The organism is Lentzea sp. NPDC005914 (assembly GCF_040629405.1).
Classification (GTDB): domain Bacteria; phylum Actinomycetota; class Actinomycetes; order Mycobacteriales; family Pseudonocardiaceae; genus Lentzea.
Window position 1 is genome coordinate 49,356 of the sequence record NZ_JBEXVQ010000005.1, and the last position, 25,214, is coordinate 74,569.

Sequence of the window (25,214 nt, forward strand, 5' to 3'; positions counted from 1 at the left end):
GTACATGTCTGGAAACGACGCGATCGCCGTCATCGGGCTGGCGTGCCGTCTGCCTGGGGCGCCCGACGCGGGTTCGTTGTGGCAGCTGCTGGCTTCCGGCCGCTCCGCGCTGGTCGACGAGGCGCCGGGGCGGGCCGGTTCGGGCCGTGGTGGCTACCTGACCGGCCTCGACCTGTTCGACCACGACTTCTTCGGCATCTCCCCGCGTGAGGCGGCGGCGATGGACCCGCAGCAGCGTCTCGTGCTGGAGCTCAGCTGGGAGGCTCTGGAGTCCGCGGGCGTTCTGCCGTCTTCGTTGCGCGGCTCCGCGACCGGTGTGTTCGCGGGCTCCATCGCCGACGACTACGCGACTCTCGTGCGTGCGTCCGCGGATGCCGTTACGCAGCACAGCTTGACGGGCCTGCAGCGCGGCATCATCGCGAACCGGGTGTCGTACTTCCTCGGGCTGCGCGGGCCGAGCATGACCGTCGACACTGGACAGTCGTCTTCTCTTGTGGCCGTGCACCTCGCCTGCGAGAGCTTACGGATGGGCGAGTCGCATGTCGCGCTGGCCGCTGGTGTGCAGCTCAACCTGGCGCCTGCCAGCAAGGTCGTGGCCGACCGGTTCGGCGGGCTCTCTCCTGACGGCGAGTGTTTCACGTTCGACGCGCGGGCCAACGGGTACGTGCGCGGCGAGGGTGGCGCCGTTGTCGTTCTGAAGCGGTTGGAGGACGCGATTGCTTCCGGCGACCGCGTTTTGGCTGTGATCCGGGGCAGTGCCGTCAACAACGACGGTGGCGGTGACGGGCTCACCGCGCCTGAGCAGGCCGCGCAGGAAGCGGTGATCCGGCTGGCGCACTCGCGGGCCGGGACTTCGCCGTCCGACACGTGTTTTGTGGAGCTGCACGGGACCGGTACGCGGCTCGGTGACCCGGTCGAGGCAGGGGCGATCGGTGCGGTGATCGGTGCTGGGCGCACCGAACCGGTGCTGGTCGGTTCGGTGAAGACGAACATCGGTCACCTGGAGGGCGCGGCGGGCATCGCCGGCCTGGTCAAGGCCGTGTTGTCGATCAGCCACCGGCAGCTGCCCGCGAGCCTCAACCACGTGACGCCGAACCCGGCGATTCCGCTCGACTCGTTGGGCATCCGGGTCAACACGACGCTGAGCCCGTTGCCCGGCAAGGACTTCGTAGCAGGTGTCAGCGCGTTCGGCGTGGGCGGGACGAACTGCCATGTGGTGCTGTCGGACTTCGAGGCGCCTGCCCCGCAGGTCTCCGTCGAGCGTTCGGTGACTCCCTGGCTGATCTCCGGCCGCGACCCTCAGGCCGTGCGTGACCAGGCCGCTCGGCTCGTCGCGCACCTGGACGGGCAGTCCGCCGCCGCAGTGGGTCTGGCGCTGGCCACCCGCCGCACTCGGTTCGAACACCGCGCGGTTGTCGTCAACGGCACGGAAGAAGAGCTGCGAGTGTTGGCGGCCGGCGGTGCTTCAGCCGGGATCGTCGAGGGCAGCGGTTCGTGCGAGCGGGTCGCGTTCGTGTTCCCCGGCCAGGGTTCGCAGTGGGCAGGCATGGCCGTCGACCTGATGGACTCCTCGCCGGTCTTCGCGGAACGCATGCGCGAGTGCGACACCGCGATCCGGGCATTCGCGGACTTCTCGGTGATCGAGGTCCTGGACGACGCCGAGGCGCTGGACCGGATCGAGATCCTGCAGCCCGCGTTGTTCGCCGTCATGGTCTCGATGGCCGCGCTGTGGGAGTCCTACGGTGTCCGGCCTTCCGCTGTGGTCGGCAGCTCCCAGGGCGAGATCGCCGCCGCGCACGTCGCGGGCGTGCTGTCGCTGGAGGATGCCGCACGCGTTGTCGTGTTGCGCAGCAAGCTGTTCGCCGAGGAGCTGGTCGGCAACGGTGCCGTCGCCTCGGTGGCGCTGCCGCTCGACGAAGTTCGCGCTCGGTTGTCCGATGAGCTGAGCATCGCCGGCATCAACGGGCCGCGCTCGGTCACGGTCGCCGGACCGGTCGAGGAGCTGGAGTCCTTTGTGGATTCCTGCGTGCAGGACGGTCACCGGGCGCGGATGCTCGCGTCGACCGTGGCCTCGCACTGCGCCCAGGTCGAACCGCTGCGCGAGCAACTGCTGGCCCTGTTGGAGGTCACGCCCCGGCCGAGCCAGATCCCGTTCTACTCCACCGTGACCGGCACGGTGCTCGACGGTGAGCAGCTCGACGCCGGTTACTGGTTCCGCAACGCGCGTGAGCCCGTCGACTTCGTCGCCGCGGTCACCTCGCTGCTCGACGACGGGTACCAGGCGTTCGTCGAGGTCAGCGCGCATCCCGTGCTGGCCGCGGCGGTGCAGGAGATCGCCGAGCACGCTGGTGCCGACGTGGTGGCCGTGGGGTCGACGCGACGGGACGATGGCGGGCTTGCCCGGTTCACGACTTCAGTGGCCGAGGCTGCGGTGCGCGGTGTCGTGGTCGACTGGACTGCCGCGTTCGACGGCGGACCCGTTGCCGAACTGCCTACTTACGCCTTCCAACGCACGAGTCACTGGATCGACGCCTCCGGTGTGAGCCCCGCTGCTCCGGTGAGCATCGAGACCACGGTGGTCGACCAGCGCGAGCGGCGTTCGATGCTGGAGCTGGTGTGTGCGCACACCGCCGCGGTGTCGGGACGCGCGTCGCTCGGCCCCGGCCAGACGAGCAAGGCGTTCAAGGAACTCGGGTTCGACTCGCCGATGTCGAGCCAGCTGCGCAACCGGCTCGCGGCCGCGACGGGGCTCGCGCCCGCGACCAGCGTGGTGTTCGACCACCCGACGCCGGAAGCCCTGGCACAGCACCTCACCGAGCTGGCGGGGGAGTCCACTCAGGACGTTGCCGAGACCGCGCCCGTGGTCGACACCCAGGACCCCGTCGTCATCGTCGGCATGGCCTGCCGTCTGCCCGGTGACGTCCGTTCGCCGGAGGACCTCTGGCGGCTCCTGATGGACGAGGGCGACGCCATCTCCGACTTCCCGGCCGATCGCGGCTGGCGGGTCGAGGACCTCTACGACCCGGACGGAACGCGTGCGGGTACCTCCTACGTGCGGCAGGGCGGGTTCCTGCACGACGCGGCGCAGTTCGACCCGGCGTTCTTCGGCATCAGCCCGCGCGAGGCGGCCGCGATGGACCCGCAGCAGCGTCTGCTGCTCGAGACGTCGTGGGAGTGCCTGGAGCACGCGGGAATCGACCCTGCCGTGCTGCGCGGCAGCCGGACCGGCGTGTTCACCGGTCTGATCAGCCAGGAGTACGGGCCGCGGCTGACCGAGGGCATCGCGGGCGCCGAGGGCTACCTGCTCACCGGCACCACGCCGAGCGTCGCGTCCGGTCGTATTGCTTACGCCCTGGGCCTTGAAGGTCCTGCGGTCACCGTCGACACAGCTTGTTCGGCGTCGCTCTTCGCGCTGCACCTCGCCTGTCAGGCCGTGCGACTCGGGGAGTGCGACCAGGCGCTGGCCGGCGGTGCGACCGTCATGCCGGCGCCTGGCATGTTCGTCGAGCTCAGCAAGCAGGGCGCGTTGTCGCCCGACGGTCGTTGCAAGGCGTTCTCCGACGACGCCGACGGCACCGGCTGGGCCGAGGGCGCCGGAATCGTGCTGGTCGAGCGGCTCTCCACCGCTCGTCGCCTCGGCCATCAGGTGCTCGCGGTCGTCCGCGGCTCCGCGGTCAACTCCGACGGGGCGTCCAACGGACTGACCGCGCCGAACGGGTCGGCGCAGCGCAAGGTGATCAAGCAGGCGCTGGCGAGTGCCGGGTTGAAGCCGGCCGACGTTCAGGTCGTGGAGGCGCACGGCACCGGTACGAAGCTCGGCGATCCCATCGAGGCCAACGCGATCCTCGCGACCTACGGCCAGGACCGTGTCGAACCGGTCGTGCTCGGGTCGTTGAAGTCCTCCGTCGGCCACACCCAGGCCGCCGCGGGTGTCGCCGGCGTCATCAAGATGGTGCTGGCGCTGCGCAACGGGATCGTGCCGCGCACGCTGCACGTCACCAACCCGACCTCGCGCGTCGACTGGACGTCCGGTTCGGTGCAGCTCGCGACTTCGACCGAGCTGTGGCCCGCTGTTGACGGGCCGAAGCGCGCTGCCGTGTCGTCGTTCGGCATCAGCGGCACCAACGCGCATCTCGTGCTCGAGGAAGCACCTGTTGAGGTCTCGCCGGTTCGTGCGGACGTTCCGGAGAGCCCGCTCGTGTGGGCGTTGTCGGGCAAGACGCCCACGGCGTTGCGCGCGCAGGCTGAGGAACTGCTCGATCACCTGGCTGAACACCCGGAACTGCGTGCCGACGACATCGGGTACTCGCTCGCGACGACTCGCTCCGCGTTCCCGCACCGTGCGTTCGTGGTCGGTGACGACCTGCTCTACGGCGTGCGGGCGATCGCTGCCGGCGAGCCCGCGCCGAACGTCGTGCGCGGTGTGGCCGAGATCGAGGGCGGGGTCGTCTTCGTCTTTCCCGGTCAGGGTTCGCAGTGGGTCGGCATGGCCGGGGAGCTGCTGGAGGCCTCGCCGGTGTTCGCCGAGGCGTTCGCGGAGTGCTCGGCCGCTGTCGAGTCCTTTGTGGACTTCAAGGTCGCTGATGTGCTGGGCGACCAGGCCGAGCTGGAGCGCATCGAGGTGCTGCAGCCGGTGCTGTTCACCGTGATGGTCTCGCTGGCGCGGCTCTGGCAGACGTTCGGTGTCGAGCCTTCCGCGGTCGTGGGTCATTCGCAGGGTGAGATCGCGGCTGCCCACATCGCCGGTGCGCTGTCGTTGCGGGACGCGGCTCGGCTGGTCGTGTTGCGCAGCAAGCTCTTCGCGGACGAGCTGGTCGGTAACGGCGCTGTGGCTTCGGTCGCTTTGCCCGCGGACGACGTGCGGGCGCGGATCGACGACCGGCTCTCGCTGGCCGGAGTGAACGGGCCGACGGCTTGCACGGTCGCGGGACCGCTGGCCGCGCTGGAGGAGTTCGTCGCAGGCTGCGAGGAAGACGGGATCCGGGCACGGGTTGTGCCCTCGACCGTCGCGTCGCACTGCGCCCAGGTCGAACCGCTGCGCGAGCGTCTGATCGAGCTGATCGGAACGCTGACGCCTGCCGCTGGACGAATTCCCTTCTATTCCACGGTGTCCGGTGGCCTGGTCGACACGCGTGAACTGACCGCCGAGTACTGGTTCACCAATGCACGTCAGCCCGTGAACTTCGTCGGCGCGCTCGGGTCGCTCTTCGCGGATGGCCACCGCGTGTTCGTCGAGGCGAGCCCGCATCCCGTGCTGACCGTCGGCGTCCAGGACACCGCCGAGGCTTCGGATGTCGCCGTTGCCGCGGTCGGTTCGCTGCGCCGCGGCGAGGGCGGCCTGGTCCGGTTCCTGATGTCGGTCGCCGAGGTCAACGCCGCCGGTGTGCCGGTGAAGTGGGACTTCCCGGCCGCGCAACGAGTCGAGCTGCCTACCTACGCGTTCCAGCGTCAGAGGTACTGGATCGCGCCGACCACCGGTGGCGCGTCAACCGGCGAGCACCGGTTCCTGACCAGCAAGGTCGATCTCGCGGACGGCGGCGCGGTCTGGAGCGGGCAGGTCTCGCTGGACGACGACGCCTGGCTCGCGGATCACGCCGCGATGGACGTGGTTCTGCTGCCTGGTACGGCTTTCCTGGAGATGGCCGCGCATGCCGGCGCTTCGGTCGGCTGCGATGTGGTGGACGAACTGATCCTGCAGGCGCCGCTCGCGTTGCCTGCCGAGGGTTCGGTGGAGCTGCAGGTCGTGCTCGGCGGTGACCGTTCGATCACGATCTACGCGCGGCCTGCGTCGGATGCGCCGTGGACGGTGCACGCCTCCGGATCGGTGTCCGAGGGTGAGACTTCGGGAATCGACGTCGTGTGGCCTCCGACGGGTGCGGCGGTCGAGGTCTCCTACGACTCGCTGGACCGGATGGGCTACCAGTACGGGCCGATGTTCCAGGGGCTCAAGGCGTTGTGGCGCGACGGTGACGACCTGTACGCCGAGGTCGAGCTGGGTGACGCGGTGGACGGCTTCCGCCTGCACCCCGCGCTGCTGGACGCCGCTCTGCACGCCCTGCCGCTGACCGCGGACAAGGGGGTCCGGCTGCCGTTCAGCTGGAGCGGCGTGCGGATCGCCGGGGTGAAGGCTTCGACGCTGCGGGTGCTGCTGACGCCGTCCGGGGACGGGACCTCGCTGGTCGCGACCGACGCGGACGGCAAGCTCGTGATCAGCGCCGAGTCGTTGGTGCTGCGGGCGCCCGCGCTCACGGACGTGCCGAAGCCGTTGCGGGTGCGCTGGGTCAGCGCGCCGGAGGGTTCCGCGGACGTGGCCGACGCCGTGGTCCACGAGATCGCGCCCAACGGTGACGTGGTCGACGCGTTGCGGCTGGTGCAGGACTCGCTCGCGGACGACCGGGTCGTGGTCATCGTGACGCGGGGCGCTGTGGCCGCACGGGGTTCTGAAGACGTGAGCGACTTGGCCGCTGCTTCGGTGTGGGGTCTGGTGCGCAGTGCGCAGTCCGAGCACCCGGACCGGTTCGTGCTGCTGGATCTTGAGCCCGGGGACGCGGTGCCGTTGCACGCGGTTCTGGCGTCGGGTGAACCGCAGCTGGCGATGCGCGACGGGCGGCTGCTGGTGCCGAGGCTCGGCGACGAGTCGGAGCTGCTGGAAGCGCCTGCCGGCAACTGGATGCTCGACGTCTCGCAGCGCGGTTCGCTGGACGGCTTGGTGCTGAAGGAGATTCCCGACGCCGAGCTCGCACCGAACGAGGTGCGGGTCGAGGTGCGCGCGGTCGGCATGAACTTCCGCGACGCCCTGATCACGCTCGACATGTACCCCGGCGACGGCTTGCTGGGCACCGAGAGCGCTGGTGTCGTGCTTGAAACCGGAACGGAGGTCACGGAGTTCTCCGCCGGCGACCGCGTGATGGGCCTGTTCCCGCGCGGCACCGGACCGATCGCCGTGACCGACCGCCGGTTGCTCGCCCCAGTGCCTTCCCCGTGGTCTTGGGCGCAGGCGGCCGGCACGCCCGTGGTCTTCTTGACCGCCTACCACGCGTTGGTGGAGCTGGCCGAGCTGCGGCGCGGCGAGTCGTTGCTGCTGCACGCCGCCACGGGTGGCGTTGGTATGGCCGCACTTCAGCTCGCAACGCACCTGGGCGCCGAGGTGTTCGCGACCGCTGGACCTGCCAAGCACGACGTGCTGCGCGGGCTCGGAGTGGCCGACGACCACATCGCGTCGTCGCGTGATCTGGCATTCGCTGAGCAGTTCGGCGAGGTCGACGTGGTGCTGAACTCGCTGACCCGCGAGTTCATCGACGCCTCGGTCGGGCTGCTGCGCGACGGCGGCCGGTTCATCGAGATGGGCAAGAACGATCTTCGTGACGAGGTTCGACCGGACGTCCGCTACCAGGCGTTCGACCTGCTGGTGCTCGACCCGGCGCACATCCGGAGGTTGTTCGCCGCGCTCGAGCCGCTGTTCGAGCAGGGCGTGCTGACCCCGCTGCCGGTGACGGCGTGGGAGATCCGCGAGGCACGCGCCGCGTTGCGCCACCTCAGCCAGGCCCGGCACATCGGCAAGGTCGTGCTGACCCTGCCGCGCAAGCTGAACCCCGAGGGCACGGTGCTGATCACGGGCGGCACGGGCACTCTCGGTGCCCAGGTCGCGCGCCGACTCGTGGAGCGGCACGGCGTGAAGCACCTGCTTCTGCTGAGCCGCAGCGGTTCGGGCTCCCTGCCTGAACTTGATGCCGACGTGAATGTCGTGCGCTGCGACGCTTCGGACGCCTCGGCACTGGCCGCGGTGCTCGCGGACATTCCTGCCGAGCACCCGCTGACCGCTGTCGTGCACGCCGCCGGTGTTCTCGACGACGCGACGGTCGTGGGGATGACGCCCGAGCAGGTGCGGAACGTGTTGGCGCCCAAGGCCGACGCCGCGTGGCACCTGCACGAGCTGACGGCGGGCCTGGACCTGGCGGAGTTCGCGATGTTCTCGTCGGCGGCCGGCACGATCGGCACCGGCGGTCAGGCGAACTACGCCGCTGCCAACGCGTTCCTGGACGGGCTGGCCGAACACCGGCACGCTCTCGGTCTGCCCGCGACCAGCATGGCGTGGGGGTACTGGGCCGAGTCCAGCGGCATGTCCGGGCATCTGACGTCGGAGGACCTCGGCAGGCTCGGCCGGTCGGGTGTGCTGCCGCTGTCCACCGAGGACGGTCTGACGCTGTTCGACCGCGACTTCCTCGGTGCCGCGGCGGTCACGGTTCCGGCGCGGATCGACAGGTCCGGCACCGGTGTGGTGCCCGCGGTGCTGCGGTCGCTCGTGAAAGCTCGGGCGGCACGCGTCGAACGCGAGTTGCCGCTGGCCGAGAAGCTGACCGGGCTGACCGGGGCCGAGCAGCACCGCGTGTTGCTGGACCTGGTGTGCACCAACGCCGCCGTGGTGCTCGGGCACGCCGACGCGACCGGATTCTCGGTCACGCAGACGTTCAAGGACCACGGGTTCGACTCGCTGACCGCGGTCGAGATGCGCAACCGCTTGGTCGTGGCGACCGGGCTGAAGCTGCCGTCAACACTGCTGTTCGACCACCCGACGCCGGAACAGCTGGCCAGGGGGCTGCGCTCGAAGCTGATGCCGGAGGACGCCGGGAACGCGGTTGCCAGGCCGAAGCTGAAGGCGACCTCGTCGCCGACGTCAGGTGGGCAACCGGGAACAGAGCGCGAGCCCATCGCCGTCGTCGGTGTGGCCTGCCGATTCCCCGGCGCCGACGACACGGACGGGTTCTGGGATCTGCTGCGCTCCGGCCGCGACGCCGTCCGCCAGGTTCCTTCGCAGCGCTGGGACCCGGCCGAGTTCGCCGGCACCGCGCCCGGCCGGACCGTGCCGATCGAGGGCGGTTTCCTCGACCGCCCGGTGGACGAGTTCGACCCGCTGTTCTTCGGCATCTCCCCGCGTGAGGCGCAGGAGATGGACCCGCAGCAGCGACTGTTCCTCGAAGTCGCCTGGGAGGCACTGGAAGACGCCGGACTCGCGGGCGCCGAGCTCGCGGGCAGCCGGACCGGTGTGTTCGCCAGCGCGATCTGGCAGGACTACGCGGCACTGGCCCCGGACGTCGACCAGTTCTCGTTGCACTCGGCCACGGGCCGGGCGCTCAACATGGTCGCGAACCGCCTGTCCTACGTCCTGGGCCTGCGCGGACCGAGCCTCATGGTCGACAGCGCCTGCTCGTCGTCACTGCTCGCGATCCACCTCGCGTGCCAGAGCCTGTGGTCCGGCGAGTCCACGGCGGCGATCGCCGGTGGCTCCAGCCTGATCCTCAACCCCGCGACCATGGTGGCGCTCACCCAGTTCGGCGGACTGTCGCCGGATGGGCGCTGCAAGGCGTTCGACGGGAGCGCCGACGGCTTCGGTCGCGGCGAGGGCTGCGGAGTTGTTGTCCTGAAACCGTTGTCGAGGGCAATCGCTGACGGCGACGACATCTGGTGCACGATCCGTGGCTCGGCTTCCAACAACGACGGGCTCAGCAACGGTCTCACCGCGCCGAGCGTCACCGCGCAGGAGGACGTGCTGCGCGAGGCTTACCGCCGTTCCGGTGTCGACCCGCGCGATGTCCACTACGTCGAAACCCACGGCACGGGAACGTCTTTGGGCGACCCGATCGAGGCGAACGCGCTGGGTGCCGTGGTCGGTGGCGAACGCGACGACGCGCTCGTGATCGGCTCGGTCAAGACCAACATCGGTCACCTGGAGGCCGCGGCGGGCGTCGCCGGCTTCATCAAGGCCGTGCTGGTGCTGCGCAACCGCGAGGTGCCGCCGAACCTGCACTTCGACACGCCGAACCCGGAGATCGACTTCGACGGCCTCGGACTGCGGGTGCCCACGGCGCTCGAGCAGTGGCCGGCCGAGCGGGCACCGTTCGCCGCGGTCAGCGCGTTCGGCTGGGGCGGCACCAACGTGCACATCGTGCTGGAGGGCTCGGAGAACACCACCGCCGAGACTCCGGACGAGCAGGGCAGCCACCTCGTGGTCCTCTCCGCGAAGACCCCGGAAGCTCTCCGGGAACACGCGGCTCGGATCGCGGAGGCGAACCTGCCGGTGCGTGAGGTCGCTGCTGCCGCGTCGGCACGGATGGCGCTGCCACACCGGCTCGCCGTGGTGACCGGTGACAGCGCGGAACTCGCGGAAGCCCTTGCGGCCCACGGACGCGGCGAGGCCCACGTCAGTGTCGTGACGGGCGCCGCAGATGCCCCGCCGAAGATCGCGTTCGTCTTCCCCGGTCAGGGCTCGCAGTGGATCGGCATGGGACGCGAGCTGCTCAAGACCGAGCCGGTTTTCCGTGCCGCACTGGAAGAGTGCGACGCCGCGGTCAGCCAGTTCGCGGACTGGTCGGTGATCGCCGAGCTGGAAGCGGACGAGGACACCTCGCAGCTGCACCGGATCGACGTCGTGCAGCCGATGCTCTTCGCCGTCGAGGTCTCGCTGGCCGCGCTGTGGCGGTCGTGGGGCGTCGAACCGGACGCCGTGGTCGGCCACAGCATGGGCGAGATCGCCGCCGCGCACGTCGCGAGTGTGCTGACCATGCAGGACGCGGCCAGGATCATCTGCCTGCGCAGCTCGTTGCTGCGCCGGGTGGCCGGCCAGGGCGCGATGCTCGCGGCCGAGCTCACCCTCGACGAGGCCGCCGAGGTCATCGCCGGATACGAGGACAAGGTCTCCGTCGGCGTCAACAACAGTCCGCGCTCGACCGTGCTGTCCGGCGACCCCGCCGCGCTGGAGCTGATCAAGGCCAAGCTCGAGGCCGACGAGGTGTTCTGCCGCTGGGTCAAGGTGGACGTGGCGTCGCACAGCCCGCAGATGGACCCGCTGCGCGACGACCTGTACACCGCCGTGGCAGCCGTCAAGCCGCGACGGGCCACCGTGCCGGTCTACTCGACGGTGCGCGGTGAGGTGCTCGACGGCACCACGATGGACGCGGACTACTGGGTCGACAACCTGCGCGCACCGGTGCTGTTCTCCGGAATGATCACGGCGCTGGGCAAGGACGGCGTGAAGGCGTTCGTCGAGATGACGCCGCACCCGATCTTGGTGCCGTCGGTCGAGCAGAACCTCCCCGGCACGGCTGCGCTGCCTTCGCTGCGGCGCAACGAACCCGAGCGGCCGTCGATGCTGCGCACCCTGGCACGGCTGCACGTCCTGGGCCTGCCGGTGCAGGGCAGCCCGGCGATCGCGGACGCCCAGCGGGTCAAGCTGCCGACCTACCCCTGGCAGCGCGAGAAGTACTGGCACGCCGGCGAGACCCGGCGGGTCAAGCGCACCCGCAACTCCGGAGAGCACCCGCTGCTCGGCGAACGGTTCGACTCCCCGGTCGAGCCGGGCACCCGGTACTGGCAGTGGGACGTCGACTCCGACACGGCCGCTGTCCGCGACCACCGGGTCGGAGGTGTCGCGATCGTTCCCGGCGCGTTGTACGTGGACGTGTTGCTCGCCGCGGCCGGTGCGGAGTACGACATCACCGGACTGGTGCTCGCCGAGCCGCTCGTGGTCAGGGACGGCGTGCGGCACCGGATGCAGCTGATGCTCACCGAGGACCTCGTCGCCCGGTTCTTCGCGGTGACCGAAGGCGGGCCGCTGGAGCTCGCCCACGCGACCCTGGCACCGCGGGAAGAAAGCATCACGGGAGGTCCCCAGGCCCTCGAGAACGCCGAAACCCTCAAGGGCCCGGACTTCTACCAGTTGCTCGCCGAGCGTGACGTCAGGTACGGCCCCGCCTACCAGGGCGTCGTCCAGATCGAGTACACCGCGACCGAGGCACTCGCCGTCATCGAACTGCCCGCGGCCGCCGAAGACCCCGGCCACCTGGTGCATCCGTCCTATCTGGACTCGGCGCTCCAGGTCGCCATCCCGCCGGTGCTCGCGGCACTCGGCAGCGACGACAACTCGGCACTGGTGAGCACGAGTCTCGAACGCGTCGCCGTCCACAAGCGACACCTCGGTGAAGGCCGCGTCCACGCCACGGTCCAGCGCCGGGACGACGTCTTCATGGGCGACGTGCGGCTGTTCGACCTCGACGGCAACCTCGTCGTCGAAGCGACCGGCCTGCGGATGGCCCTGGTGGACAACGGTTCCGGCACGACGAGCACCGCGGAGCCGCTGGCTGAGATCAAGGCGCTCGCACCGGCGCAGCGGGCGGAGGCGGTCGAGAACCTGATCGCCACGACCGTGTCCGGGGTGGTCGGGCTGCCCGCCGAGCGGATCGGCCGCGACCAGCCGTTGCGCGGGTTCGGCATCGACTCGGTGATGTCCATGGAACTGCGCAACCGCCTGGAGGCCGCGTTCGGTGTGCGGCTGTCGGCGACGTTGATCTGGAACTACCCGACGGTGCACGACCTGGGCCGCTTCCTCGCGGATCTGGCCGGTCTGGCACAGGAAACCGAAGCGGCACCGATCGAGGAGATCGTGCTCGACGTGCCGGCCCACGAGTCCCACGAGTCCGATGACCTGGTCGAACGAGAGCTCGCTGAGCTGCTGCAGCGGATGGAGAACTTCTGATGGGGGACAACACCACGGCGACGCTGCAGGCGATCCGCCGGCTACGGGACAAGGTCGACGCGCTGGAGTCGGTCAAGCGCGAGCCCATCGCGATCGTCGGCATCGGCTGCCGGCTGCCCGGCGGGGCGAACTCGCCAGAAGAACTGTGGCAGCTGGTCAAGGACGCCGTCGACACGATCTCGCCGGTGCCGTCGTCGCGCTGGGACGGCGACGCGTTCTACGACCCGGACCCGGACACCGTCGGCAGGATGACGTTCCGGCAGGGCGCTTTCGTCGACGACGTCGAGGGCTTCGACCCGTACTTCTTCGGCATCTCGCCGAAGGAAGCGGCCAGGATGGACCCGCAGCAGCGGCTGTTCCTCGAGGTCGCGTGGGAGGCGCTGGAGGACGCGGGCCAGACCCGCGACATGCTGCTGGGCAGTGAGACCGGCGTGTTCGTCGGCGCCAACAACACCGATTACTTCCAGATGCAGCTGGCCGCGCCCGAGTCGCTGCACATGTACACGACCGGTGGTGGCTCGAACAGCATCATCCCCAACCGGTTGTCGTACCTGTTCGACTTCCGCGGCCCGAGCCTGGTCGTCGACACGGCCTGCTCGTCGTCGCTGGTCGCCGTGCACCTGGCCGTGCAGTCGCTGCGCGCCCAGGAAAGCGAGATGGCGGTCGTCGGCGGCACGAACATGATCCTCTCGCCGATGACGACCATGGCCCACGCCAAGGGACTCCCGCTCGCACCCGACGGCCGTTGCAAGACGTTCGACGCGGCCGCCGACGGGTACACGCGCGGTGAGGGCGTCGCGGTGATCGTGCTCAAGCGGCTGTCCGACGCCGTCGCGGCGGGCGACCGGGTCTGGGCGGTCATCAAGGGCACGGCCACCAACCAGGACGGCCTCACCAACGGCATGACCGCGCCGAACGGCCTGGCCCAGCGCCGCGTCTTCGAGCAGGCACTGCGCAACGGCGGTGTCGCACCCGAGCAGGTCACGCTGCTGGAGGCGCACGGCACCGGCACCGCACTCGGTGACCCGATCGAGGTCGAGGCGCTGACCTCGGTCTACGGCAAGACCGCTGACAACGCGTGTGCTCTGGGCTCGATCAAGACCAACATCGGCCACCTCGAAGCGGCCGCGGGCATCACCGGCCTGCTCAAGGTCGTGCTGAGCATCCACCACGGCCAGATCGCGCCGCACCGGATGAACTCGCTCAACCCGCACATCGAGATCGACGGCACGCGCCTGTTCATCCCGGGCGAGCTGCAGACGTGGGACGTGCCGGACGAGGTGCGGCACGGTGCGGTCAGTGCGTTCGGTGCCGGCGGTACCAACGCCCACGTGGTGCTCGGGCCGCCGCCGGTCATCGAGTCCACTGAGGACAGCACCGACCTGCAGATCCTGCCGATCACGGCCCGCAGCGCGGAGGCGCTGGTGCCGATGGTGGCCGCGTACCGCGACTTCCTGGCCACCGAACCGGGTTCGTTGAAGGACATCGCGCACACCGCGACACACCGCCGGACCCAGCACGAACACCGGCTCGTCGTCGTTGCCGAGGACGCGACCTCAGCGGCTGACCGGCTCACGTCGTGGCTGGAAGGTGAAGGCGTTCAGGGCATCGCGACCGGCACCACCTCGGCACCCGTCGAGGGCGGCATCGTGTTCGTCTGCCCCGGCCAGGGCGCGCAACGACCAGGCATGGGCCACGAGCTGATGACCCGCTGCGAGGCCTTCCGCACCGCCGTGCTGGAGTGCGACGAGGCCCTGAAGCCTTATCAGGGCGGCAGGTCTGTCGTCGACGAGATCCTGCGCGTCGACGCGGCCGAGCTGGCCGACCGGATCGACCTCACCCAGCCCGCACTGTTCGCAGTCACGGTCGGTCTCGCCGCCCGCTGGCGTGCGCTGGGCATCGAACCGGACGCCGTCGTCGGCCACAGCCTGGGCGAGGTCGCCGCCGCGCACATCGCGGGCGCCATCAGCCTGGACGAGGCCGCTCGCATCGTCAGCCTGCGCAGCACGTTGCTGCGCAAGCTGAGCGGCAAGGGCGCGATGCTCGTCGTGGCACTGCCGATCGAGGAGGCCACCGCGCTCGTCGCGGGCTACGAAGGCCTCGTCTCGGTCGCCGTCAGCAACAGCCCGGCGTCCACGGTGATCTCCGGCGACCCGGCCACGCTCGACGCGTTCGCCGAGGAGCTCAAGGCGCGCAAAGTGTTCTGCCGCCCGATGAAGTCGGACGTCGCCGGCCACAGCCCGCAGATGGACGCTCTGCGCGACGAGCTGCTCGCGGGCCTCGCGGATCTCAAGCCCGCCGCCGCGCACATCCCGATCTTCTCGACCGTCACCGGCGGCCGCGTGAACGGCGAGGAGCTCGGCGCGGCGCACTGGTTCCGCAACCTGCGCCAGCCCGTGCTGTTCTGGAACACCATCCGCCAGCTCGTCGAGGACAAGCACGGCGTGTTCCTGGAGCTCGGCCCGCACCCCGTCGTGCTGAACTCGGTCGAGGAGGCGTTCGAGCAGGCCGGCGTCACCGGTCTCGCGCTGGCGTCGATGCGCCGCGACGAGCCGGAGGACCTGGCCTCACTGGAAAGCCTCGGAGCGCTGCACGCCCACGGATTCGACGTCTCACTGTCCACTGTGTCCACTCCTGGAGACGCATCGGTCGTCGCGCTGCCGCCCTACGCGTGGCAGAAGGAGCGGTACTGGTTCACCAGCGCCGCCCAGACCGCACCCGAGCTGACTGGCGCCGCGGCCGAGGAAGCCATCGTCATCGCGGCTCAGCGAAGTGCGGAACCCGAGGTCAGGACCGAGGAGGACCTGTTCGGGTTCGTGCTGGACACCGTCGCCGGGTTCCTGGAGATGACCAGCAGCCGGATCGACCCGAACACCGGGTTCTTCCAGATGGGCATGGACTCGCTGATCGCGCGCAAGGTCCGGCAGCGCCTGGAGACCGCGCTGGAGGTCAAGCTGCCGGCCGCGGTGATGTTCGAGCACCCGAGCGTCGTCCAGCTGAGCAAGTACCTCCTCACGAAGCTCGGCGGTGACGCGCCCGAGCCGGCTTCGGAGATCGACGACTTGACCGAGGACGAGCTCCTCGCCGTCCTCGCCGACGAACTCGGCACCACCACCGGTACGACAGGGAGCACCCGATGACCGAGTCCGCCGACGCACGCCAGCTGCTCCAGAAGAGCGTGCTGGAGATCCGCCGGCTCCGCGCCGAGCTGGAGGCCGTGCGCAAGCCCGACGACGATGCGATCGCCATCGTCGGCATGGCCTGTCGCATGCCCGGTGGCGCCGACGATCCCGAGAAGTTCTGGCAGTTCCTCCGCGCCGGTGGCGACGGCATCGTCGACGTGCCCGAATCCCGTTGGGACGTCGACCACTTCTACGACCCGACGCAGGAAACCCCTGGCAAGACCTACGTCCGCAAGGGCGGGTTCCTCGACGACATCGACCAGTTCGACGCGCCGTTCTTCGGCATCTCACCGCGTGAGGCCAACACCCTCGACCCGCAGCAACGCCTGCTGCTGGAGGTCGGCTGGGAAGCGCTGGAGCACGCGGGGATCAGCACCGAGGGCGACCGCAAGGTCGGCGTGTTCCTCGGTGTCACCAACCACGACTACAACCAGGTGCAGCTGCAGGAGGTCGACCCCGCCGACCTCGACACCTACCTCGTCACGAGCCGCGCCGCCCCGTTCGCCGCGGGCAGGCTGTCGTACTGGCTGGGGCTCACCGGCCCGAGCATCTCGATCGACACCGCGTGCTCGTCGTCGCTGGTCAGCCTGCACCTCGCGAGTCAGAGCCTGCGTTCGGGCGAGTGCGACGCCGCCCTCGCCGGTGGCGTGAACATCCTGCTGTCGCCCGAGTCGTACGTCGTGCTGTCCAAGGCGAAGATGCTCGCGCCGGACGGTTACTGCAAGACGTTCGATGCCGCCGCCAACGGTTACGTCCGCGGTGAGGGCTGCGGTGTCGTGGTGCTCAAGCGCCTGTCCGACGCGCTGGCCGCCGGGGACAACGTGCTCGCCGTGGTCCGCGGCTCCGCGGTCAACCAGGACGGCCGCAGCAGTGGCATCACCGTGCCGAACCCGGTGGCGCAGCAGGACGTCATCCGTCAGGCGCTGCGCAACGCGGGCGTCGAGGCCGACCAGATCGGCTACGTCGAGGCGCACGGCACGGGCACGCCGCTGGGCGACCCGATCGAGCTGCGCGCACTGGGCGCCGTGCTGGGCAAGCGTTCCGCGGACGACCTCGTCCCGGTCGGCTCGGTCAAGACCAACATCGGTCACCTGGAACCGGCCGCGGGTGTCGCCGGCCTGATCAAGGTCATCCAGTCGTTGCGGCACGAGGAGATCCCGCCGCACCTGCACCTGAAGGAGATCAACCCGGAGATCGGCATCGAGGAGCTGCCGCTGCGGGTGCCCACCGAGGTCACGCCGTGGCCGCGCGGTGAGCAGCCCCGGTTCGCGGGCATCAGCTCGTTCGGTGCCAGCGGTACCAACGTGCACGTGGTGCTGCAGGAAGCGCCGAAGACCACCCGCGAGCCGCGCACCGAGGCGGCCAAAGCATCGCTGCTGGCGCTGTCCGCCAAGTCGCCCGCAGCCCTCGTGGATCTCGCGGCTCGTTACGCCGAACGCCTTGAGGCTGCGTCGGAGGACGAGCTGCCGGACATCTGCGCCACGGCCGGAGCCGGCCGCACGCACTTCGGGCACCGCCTCACGGTGGTGGCTTCTTCGCCTTCCGAGATGCGCGAACTGCTGGTGGAGTCGACCTCGGCCGCCGAGCTGCCGGCTTCGGTGCGGCAGGGACATGTCCTGCCCGGCGCGGCGACGGACGTGGTGTTCCTGTTCACCGGTCAGGGCTCGCAGTACCCCGGCATGGGCCGTGCGCTGTACGCGGACGAGCCGGTGTTCCGCGCCGCGTTCGACCGGTGCGACGAGGTGTGCGAGCCGCTGCTCGGACGCACGCTGCACAGCCTGATCAACCCGAAGCCGCAGGACATCGGGCTGATCCACGAGACCCAGTACACGCAGCCGGTGCTGTTCGCGGTCGAGTACGCGCTGGCCGAGCTGTGGAGGTCGTGGGGCGTCGAGCCTTCCGCGGTCGTCGGTCACAGCGTCGGCGAGCTGGTCGCGGCCGTCGTCGCCGGTGCGATGAACCTGGAGGACGCGCTGCGCCTGACTGTCCGTCGTGGACAGTTGATGCACTCGTTGTGCGGCCCGGGAACGATGGCGGCGGTGTTCGCCGAAGCTTCCGTGGTCGAGCAGGTCCTGGAGCCGTTCGCGGACCTCTCGATCGCCGCGGTCAACGGTCCGCAGAGCGTTGTCGTGTCGGGTGCCGAGGAGGAGCTCGACCGGTTCCTCGCCGCACTGACCGCGCAGGGCGTGAAGTCCAAGAAGATGACGGTGTCGCGGGCGTTCCACTCGCCGCTGGTCGACCCGATGCTCGACGAGTTCGAGCGGGAGGCCGCGTCGATCACCTTCCAGACGCCGCGGATTCCGGTCATCTCCAACGTGACCGGCTCGCGGGTCGAGGAGTTCTCGGCCTCGTACTGGCGTGAGCACGTCCGGAAGCCGGTGCGGTTCCTGGACGGCATGACCACGCTGTTCGACCAGGGGTACCGCCGGTTCGTCGAGATCGGGCCCGCGCCGACGTTGCTGGGCATGGCCAAGAGGTTCGCGCCGGCCGACGAGGAGCTGTGCTTCCTGCCGTCGTTGCGGCAGCACCACGACGACCGCAAGGTCTTGCTCGACTCCGTGGCCGCCCTCTACACGCGCGGCTACGAGCTCGACTGGTCCGGTGTCGCGCCGGGTGCCCGTGCCGAGCTGCCGCTGTACCCGTTCCAGCGCAGGCACCACTGGTTCGAGAAGAGCGCGACGGTCTCTCGTCCCGCACGATCCGCGAAGACGTTGCTGGGCAACCGGATCGAGTCGCCGCTCGACGTCGTGCAGTTCGAGTCCGAGCTGAGCGTCACGCGGCACCCGTGCCTCGGCGACTGCGTGCTGGGCGACCTGACGATCATCAACATCGGCGTCTACCTCGAGTCGGTCTTCCGCGGCATGCGCGAGCTGGGCCACGAGGGCGCGTTCGTGGTCGAGGACGGCCTGGTGTTGCAGAGCCTCGTCATCGACCCCGCCACGGGCACGACGGCGCAGCTGCACTTCACCGACCACGACGGCGACACGAAGTTCTTCCGCTACTACGCCAAGCAGATCGACGGCGACTGGCGGGCGCACACGCAGGGCAAGGTCCACTGCGAGGCGATCACGCCCCGGATCGGCACCGCGAGCACCGATGTCGCGCGGTTCCCCCGTGAGCTGACCGGTGCGGGGTTCTACGAGAACATGGCCGGTCGCGACCTCACGCTCGGCGACTCCGCGCGGTGGGTCGAGCACGTGTGGCGTGCCGACAGCGAGGCGATCGCCCGGATGCGGCCGCCGGTCGAGGGCGAGAAGGCCTATCTGCTGCACCCCGGCCTGACGGACGCGATGTTCCAGGTCGTGTTCTCGGCGCTGCCCGACGACACCCCCGAGGACGCGGTCTTCGCGATCGTCGGCATCGACAAGCTGACGTTCCACGACCTGCAGGTCGACGGGCCGTTGTTCTGCCACGCCAAGGTTTCGTCCGTGCCGGGCTCGACGTCCACGCTGTTCGCCGACGTGCGGCTGGAGGACTCCGACGGCAACCCGGTCGTCGAGTCGGCCGGCGTCTGCCTGAAGCGTGCGGACCGCGACCTGGTGCTGCGCACGTCCGCGCCTTCCCGGGCCGTGTCGGCGCCGTCGCAGCCTTCCGGTGGTCTGGTCGAGCTTCCCACCGAACCGGCTGCACGCCGGGAGAAGGTGCAGGAGCTGGTCACGGCTGCTGTGGCCAAGGCTCTGGGCGCACGGCCGGCCGAGATCGACGTGCACGAGCCGTTGCAGAACCTCGGCCTCGACTCGCTGATGGCCCTGGAAGTCAAGGACGCGCTGTCCGCACGGCTCGGGGTGGCGCTGCCACTGGTGGCGTTCATGGAGTCCGGTGGTGTGCTGGCACTCACCGGATCCGTGCTGTCCTCGCTCGAGGAAGGGTCCGGTGGCGGGAAGCTGCCGGAGATCGTGCCGGACCCGGACGGGCGGTTCGAGCCGTTCCCGCTGACCGACCTGCAGCAGGCGTACCTCGTCGGCCGCTCCGACGCGTTCCCGCTGGGCCAGGTGTCGACGTACTTCTTCATCGAGGTGGAGCTGGACGGGGTCGACCTCGGCCGGTTGACCGCCGCGTGGAACGAGATCATCGCGCGGCACGACATGCTGCGCGCGATCGTCACGCCCGATGGCTACCAGCGGGTGCTGCCCCAGGTGCCCGCGTACGAGATCCGCTCGGTCGACCTGCGTGGCCATGACGACGCTGAGCGCGCACTTGAAGAAGTGCACGTGGAGATGCGCGACCAGGTGTTCGACGCGGGTGTCTGGCCGTTGTTCGACCTGCGCGCGTCGGTTCTGGACGACAAGCGCACGAGGCTCCACATCGGACTCGACGCGATGATCATGGACGCCTGGAGCACCTCGACGGTGTTCCAGGAGTGGGCGATGGTCTACCGCGGCGAACGCGACCAGCTGCCGCCGATCGCGTTGTCCTACCGCGACTACGTGCTGGCGATGCGCTCGATGGAGGGCGGCGAGCTGCACACGAAGTCGCTCGAGTTCTGGCGCGAGCGGGTGAAGACGCTGCCGTCCGCACCGGATCTGCCGGTCGCGGTGAACCCGGCGACGATCGCGCGTTCGGTGTTCTCGCACCGCACCCTGACGATCGACGCCGAGGGATGGGCGCGGTTCAAGCGCTCGGCCGCGGCTGCCGGTGTCACGCCGTCCGCCGCTCTGGGCACCGCGTACTCGCAGATCATCGCGGCGTGGAGCAGGTCGAGCAGGTTCACGTTGAACGTGCTGTTCTTCAACCGCCTGCCGTTGCACGAGAAGGTCGCCGAGGTCGTCGGCAACTTCAGCGCCACCACGCTGCTGGAGGTCGACAGCGCGGTCGAGGTGCCGTTCTCGACGCGGGCCGAGCGGTTGCAGAACCAGCTGTGGACCGACCTGGAGCACAGCCACGTCAGCGGTGTGCAGGTGCTGCGCGAGTTCAGCCGGGTGAAGGGCGCGGCTGCTCGGACGACCATGCCGATCGTCTTCGCCAGCACGGTCAACTTCGCCTCGCAGGAAGAGGCCGCGGCGGCCACCGGGTTCGTCGAGCACCTGACGACGATGGGCGAGGGCGGCCGTGAGGTCTCCAGCTCGATCCGGACTCCGCAGGTGTGGCTGGACCACCAGGTCGTCGAGGACGAGGGCGCGCTGGTCGTGAACTGGGACGTCGTCGACGAGATCTTCCCCGAGGGGATGATCGACACGATGTTCGCGGCGTACGAAGGTGTGCTGCGCGAGCTGTGCGACGACGAGGACGCGTGGGGCCGTCAGGCGCCGATGCTGGTGCCGGCGGCTCAGCTGGAGATCCGCGAGGCGGCCAACGCGACCGACGGACCACTGCCGGACGGCCTGCTGCACGAGGGTTTCGTGGCACGTGCAGCGACCGATGGCGACCGTGTCGCCGTGGCGTCCCCACTCCGCACTCTTACTTACGCCGAGCTCGACGCCGTGTCGAACCAGGTGGCTCGCCGGTTGGCCGGACTCGCGCCCGGTTCGTTCGTCGCCGTCGTGATGGAGAGCGGCTGGGAGCAGATCGCCGCTGTGCTCGGTGTGCTCAAGGCCGGTGGCGTCTACGTGCCGATCGACGCTCACGTGCCTGCTGAGCGGCTCAAGCTGCTGTGCGGCAACGCGGGCATCACCTTGGCGCTGACTCAGGAACGTGTGGTCGAGCGGGTTGAGTGGCCTGTCGATGTGATCACCGTGGACGGTGCTGAGGTCGCGGCTGTCGATTCCGGGCCTGTTGCGGCGGCAGACCGTTCGCCGGACGACCTGGCCTACGTGATTTACACGTCCGGATCCACCGGTGTGCCCAAGGGTGTGGCGATCGAGCACCGGGGCGCGCTGAACACGATCCACGACGTCAACGACAGGTTCGGGATCACGGCGAACGACCGCGTGCTCGCGTTGTCCGCGTTGAACTTCGACCTCTCGGTGTACGACGTCTTCGGCCTGCTGACGGCGGGTGGCGCGATCGTGCTGCCCGACGCCGGCCTGGCCCGCGAGCCGAAGCACTGGGCGGACCTGGTGGCCGAGCACGGCGTGACCGTGTGGAACACCGTGCCCGCGTTGATGGAGATGTTCGTCGAGGCGGCGGAACCCGGTGTCACGCTGCCGATCCGCGTCGTGATGATGAGTGGCGACTGGATTCCGGTGCCGCTGCCGGACCGGATTCGGACGCTGTTGCCGGACGCCGATCTCTACAGCCTCGGTGGGGCCACCGAAGCGTCGATCTGGTCGATCCTGCACCCGATCGGCGAGGTGGACCTGTCGGCGCCGAGCATCCCGTATGGCAAGCCGATGCGGAACCAGCGCTTCCACGTGCTCGACGACTCGATGCGCCCGTGCCCCGTGTGGGTGCCCGGCAACCTCTACATCGCCGGCGTCGGCCTCGCTCGCGAGTACCTCGGCGACGCGCAGAAGACCGCGGCGTCGTTCGTGCGGCACCCGCAGACCGGGGAACGGCTGTACCGCACCGGTGACCTCGGCCGGTACCTGCCGGACGGCACCATCGAGTTCCTCGGCCGTGAGGACTTCCAGGTCAAGGTCAACGGCTACCGCGTCGAGCTCGGCGAGATCGAGGTCGCGCTAGCCCGGTGTGCCGGGGTGCGTGCGTCTGTGGTCGCCGCGATCGGTGACCGCCAGGGACCGAAGCGGCTCGTCGGGTACGCGGTCGCCGAGCCTGGGCACGAGCTTTCAGGTGCCGAGTTGCGCGCTGTTCTGCGTGAGGAGCTGCCCGAGTACCTGGTGCCGCAGCACGTTCTGGTGCTCGACGAACTGCCGTTGACCGCCAACGGCAAGGTCGACCGGACCGCTCTGCCCGCACCGGAGAGCTTCGGCGCTTCCGGCGAGGGAGTCGCACCGCGCGACGAGATCGAACGACTGATCGCGGGCATCTGGGAGGACTTCTTCCCCGGCCACAAGATCACCGTCACGTCGGACTTCTTCGTCCTCGGTGGCGACTCGCTGCTGGCGGTCCGGTTGATGGCGCGGATCCGGGCCACGACAGGCATCGCCCTGCCGCTGGCGACGCTGTTCGACAACTCGACGGTCGAGCGGCTGGGCGAGGTGTTGCGGCAGAACGGCAACGTCGGCCGCTCGGCGCTGGTGCCGATCCGCACGGACGGCACGCGCGCGCCGTTGTTCTTCGTGCACCCGGTCGGCGGCGACGTGCTCTGCTACGCGAACCTCGCTGCCGCGTTGGACGACGACCAGCCGCTCTACGGGCTGCAGGTGCCCGACGACGCACCGGACTCGATCCCCGCGTTGGCGGCGCGGTACATCTCGGTGATCCCCGGCGACGGGCCGATCCGCATCGGTGGCTGGTCGATGGGTGGCGTGATCGCCCTGGAAATGGCCGCACAGCTGGAAGAGGCCGGCCGGACCGTCGAGCTGGTCACCGCTGTCGACCTGCTGGAGCCGCCCGGCCCGGCAACGGAGGAGTTCGACGAGGCCGCGCTGCTGGCGTGGTTCGCGAGCGACCTGTCCGGTCTCGTCGACTCGGACTGGAAGCCCTCGGCCGACGTGTTCCGGGTCGAGTCGCCGCTCGAGGTGCTGCACGCCGAGGCGATCGCGGCGGGCGTGCTCTCGCCCGACATCGACCTGGCGTCGCTGAGCGCCATCGTCGAGCGCTTCACCCGCAACTGCCGTGCCCTGGCAACGCATGCGCCTCGTCCGGTTGGCAGCCGGGTGTTGCTCGTGCGTGCCGAGGACGGCGCAACCGTTGAGACGACTCAGAAGTGGCTCGCGCTGTGCGGTGGCGCAGAGCAGATCGACATCGCCGGTGATCACTACTCCGTGGTGAAACGACCCGGTGTCACCGCACTGGCCGACGCCCTCGGCCGGGCCTGAATCACTCCACAAAGGACAGGAAGAGTTCGATGACACTCAAGTTCGGCGCGTTCATGGCACCGTTCCACGGCCTGGGGGAGAACCCGGCGGCCACCTTCTGGCGCAACATGGAGCTCATCGAGTGGCTGGACGTGCTCGGCATCGACGAGGCGTGGGTCGGTGAGCACCACTCGGGCGGCTGGTCGCTGATCAGCTCTCCCGAGCTGTTCCTCGCCGCCGCCGCCGAGCGCACCCGCCAGATCAAGCTCGGCACCGGCGTCGTCAGCCTGCCGTACCACCACCCGCTGACCGCCGCCGGCCGGATCGTGCAGCTGCACCACCAGAGCCGCGGCCGCGCGATGTTCGGCATGGGTGCCGGCGTCTCGCCCGCCGACGCCTCGATGATGGGCATCGCGCCGTCCGACCAGCGCCGCATGATGGCCGAGTCGCTGGACGCACTCGTCGGCCTGATCAAGGGCACCGAACCGGTCACCAGCAAGACCGACTGGTTCGAGCTGGCTGACGCCTCCCTGCAGCTGCGCCCGTACCCGAACCAGCCGCTCGACATGGTCGTGGCGAGCGCGGGCTCCGAGCGCGGCATGCGCCTGGCGGGCAAGTACGGCCTGCAGGCGCTGACGTTCGCCGGCCGCCCCGGCATGCAGGACCCGCCGCTGGCCGCGCTGTGGGAGGCCGCGGAGGACGAGGCCGCCAAGCACGGCCAGACCGTCGACCGCAAGGACTGGCGCGTCACGGTCTGCGTGCACATCGCCGAGAGCCGCAAGGAGGCGCTCGACCAGGTGCGACCGGGCATGAGCCGCTGGTACCAGGAGTACGTGCGCGACACGTTCGGCGCCCCGGCCACCCTGCCCGCGGGCCAGGAGGCCGACGCCGCGCTGGAGTCCGGTTCGGTGATCATCGGCTCGCCCGAGGAGGCCGTCGAGGCGATCCAGCGCAAGCTCGACGAGAGCGGCGGCTTCGGCACGCTGCTCGTCAACACCCACGACTGGGCGTCGCGCGAGGACATCAAGCGCAGCTTCGAGCTGCTTTCCCGTTACGTGGTGCCGGAGTTCAACGGCGCGCTCGACGGTCCCCGCGCCTCGCAGCGCTGGGTCGCCGAGAACCGCTCGGGTTTCCAGGCCCAGGCCCGCGAAGCCGCCCAGGCCACGACCAAGTAGCAGCTCGGTTGGGGGAGGATCACATGCCAGTCGACGAACAGCTGTTCCGCGAGGCGATGTCCCTGGTGGCGGCACCGATCGCGGTGGTGACCACGACCGACGGCACCGGCCGCCGCTGGGGTTTCACCGCGAGCTCGCTGACCTCGGTGTCCATGAACCCGCCGTTGGTGCTGGTGGGCATCGGCCACACGTCGAGCTGCCACGCGGCTCTGACGTCGGCGCCGGAGTTCGTGATCAACGTCCTCGGATCGGAGGACGGTTCGCTGGCGCGGAAGTTCTCGACCAGCGGAGTGGACCGGTTCGCCGACACGAACCTCGTCACGTGGCCGGGCACCTCCTTGCCGTTGGTGGCCGGCGCGGTCGTGGCGATGCGGTGCTCGATGGCCGACGTCGTGCTGGCCGGTGATCACGACCTGCTGATCGGCCAACTGCTGGACGTGCGGCTCGGGGACGGCTCGCCCGATCCGCTCGTGTGGTTCCGGCGGGGGTTCCACTCGCGCAAGGAACCTGAGTACAGCAGGTAGATGTC

The 25,214-nt window shown here is 69.8% G+C and carries 5 protein-coding genes; all 5 read left to right on the forward strand.

Annotated elements, in window-relative coordinates; genetic code table 11:
* The first annotated feature begins 4 nt into the window (after nt 1–4).
* From ABZ345_RS08930 to ABZ345_RS08950, 5 genes are read left to right on the forward strand one after another with little or no spacing between them, the layout of a single operon-like run.
* Nucleotides 5–12,529: an SDR family NAD(P)-dependent oxidoreductase gene (locus tag ABZ345_RS08930; protein ID WP_359844535.1), complete on the forward strand. Its 12,525-nt coding sequence runs from the start codon at nt 5–7 to the stop codon at nt 12,527–12,529.
* Complete coding sequence (locus ABZ345_RS08935) at nt 12,529–15,669, forward strand: beta-ketoacyl synthase N-terminal-like domain-containing protein (protein ID WP_359844537.1); 3,141 nt, start codon at nt 12,529–12,531, stop codon at nt 15,667–15,669. The genes ABZ345_RS08930 and ABZ345_RS08935 overlap by 1 nt, the downstream gene beginning before the upstream one ends.
* Nucleotides 15,666–23,531 carry an amino acid adenylation domain-containing protein gene (locus ABZ345_RS08940; RefSeq protein WP_359844539.1) on the forward strand — a complete coding sequence of 2,622 codons (7,866 nt, stop codon included), beginning with the start codon at nt 15,666–15,668 and terminating at the stop codon, nt 23,529–23,531. Before ABZ345_RS08935 ends, ABZ345_RS08940 begins: the two co-directional genes overlap by 4 nt.
* Before the next feature lie 29 nt (nt 23,532–23,560).
* Complete coding sequence (locus tag ABZ345_RS08945) at nt 23,561–24,685, forward strand: LLM class flavin-dependent oxidoreductase (protein WP_359844541.1); 1,125 nt, start codon at nt 23,561–23,563, stop codon at nt 24,683–24,685.
* Between the two features lie 23 nt (nt 24,686–24,708).
* Nucleotides 24,709–25,209 carry a flavin reductase family protein gene (locus ABZ345_RS08950; protein WP_359844543.1) on the forward strand — a complete coding sequence of 167 codons (501 nt, stop codon included), beginning with the start codon at nt 24,709–24,711 and terminating at the stop codon, nt 25,207–25,209.
* Nucleotides 25,210–25,214 lie beyond the last annotated feature (5 nt).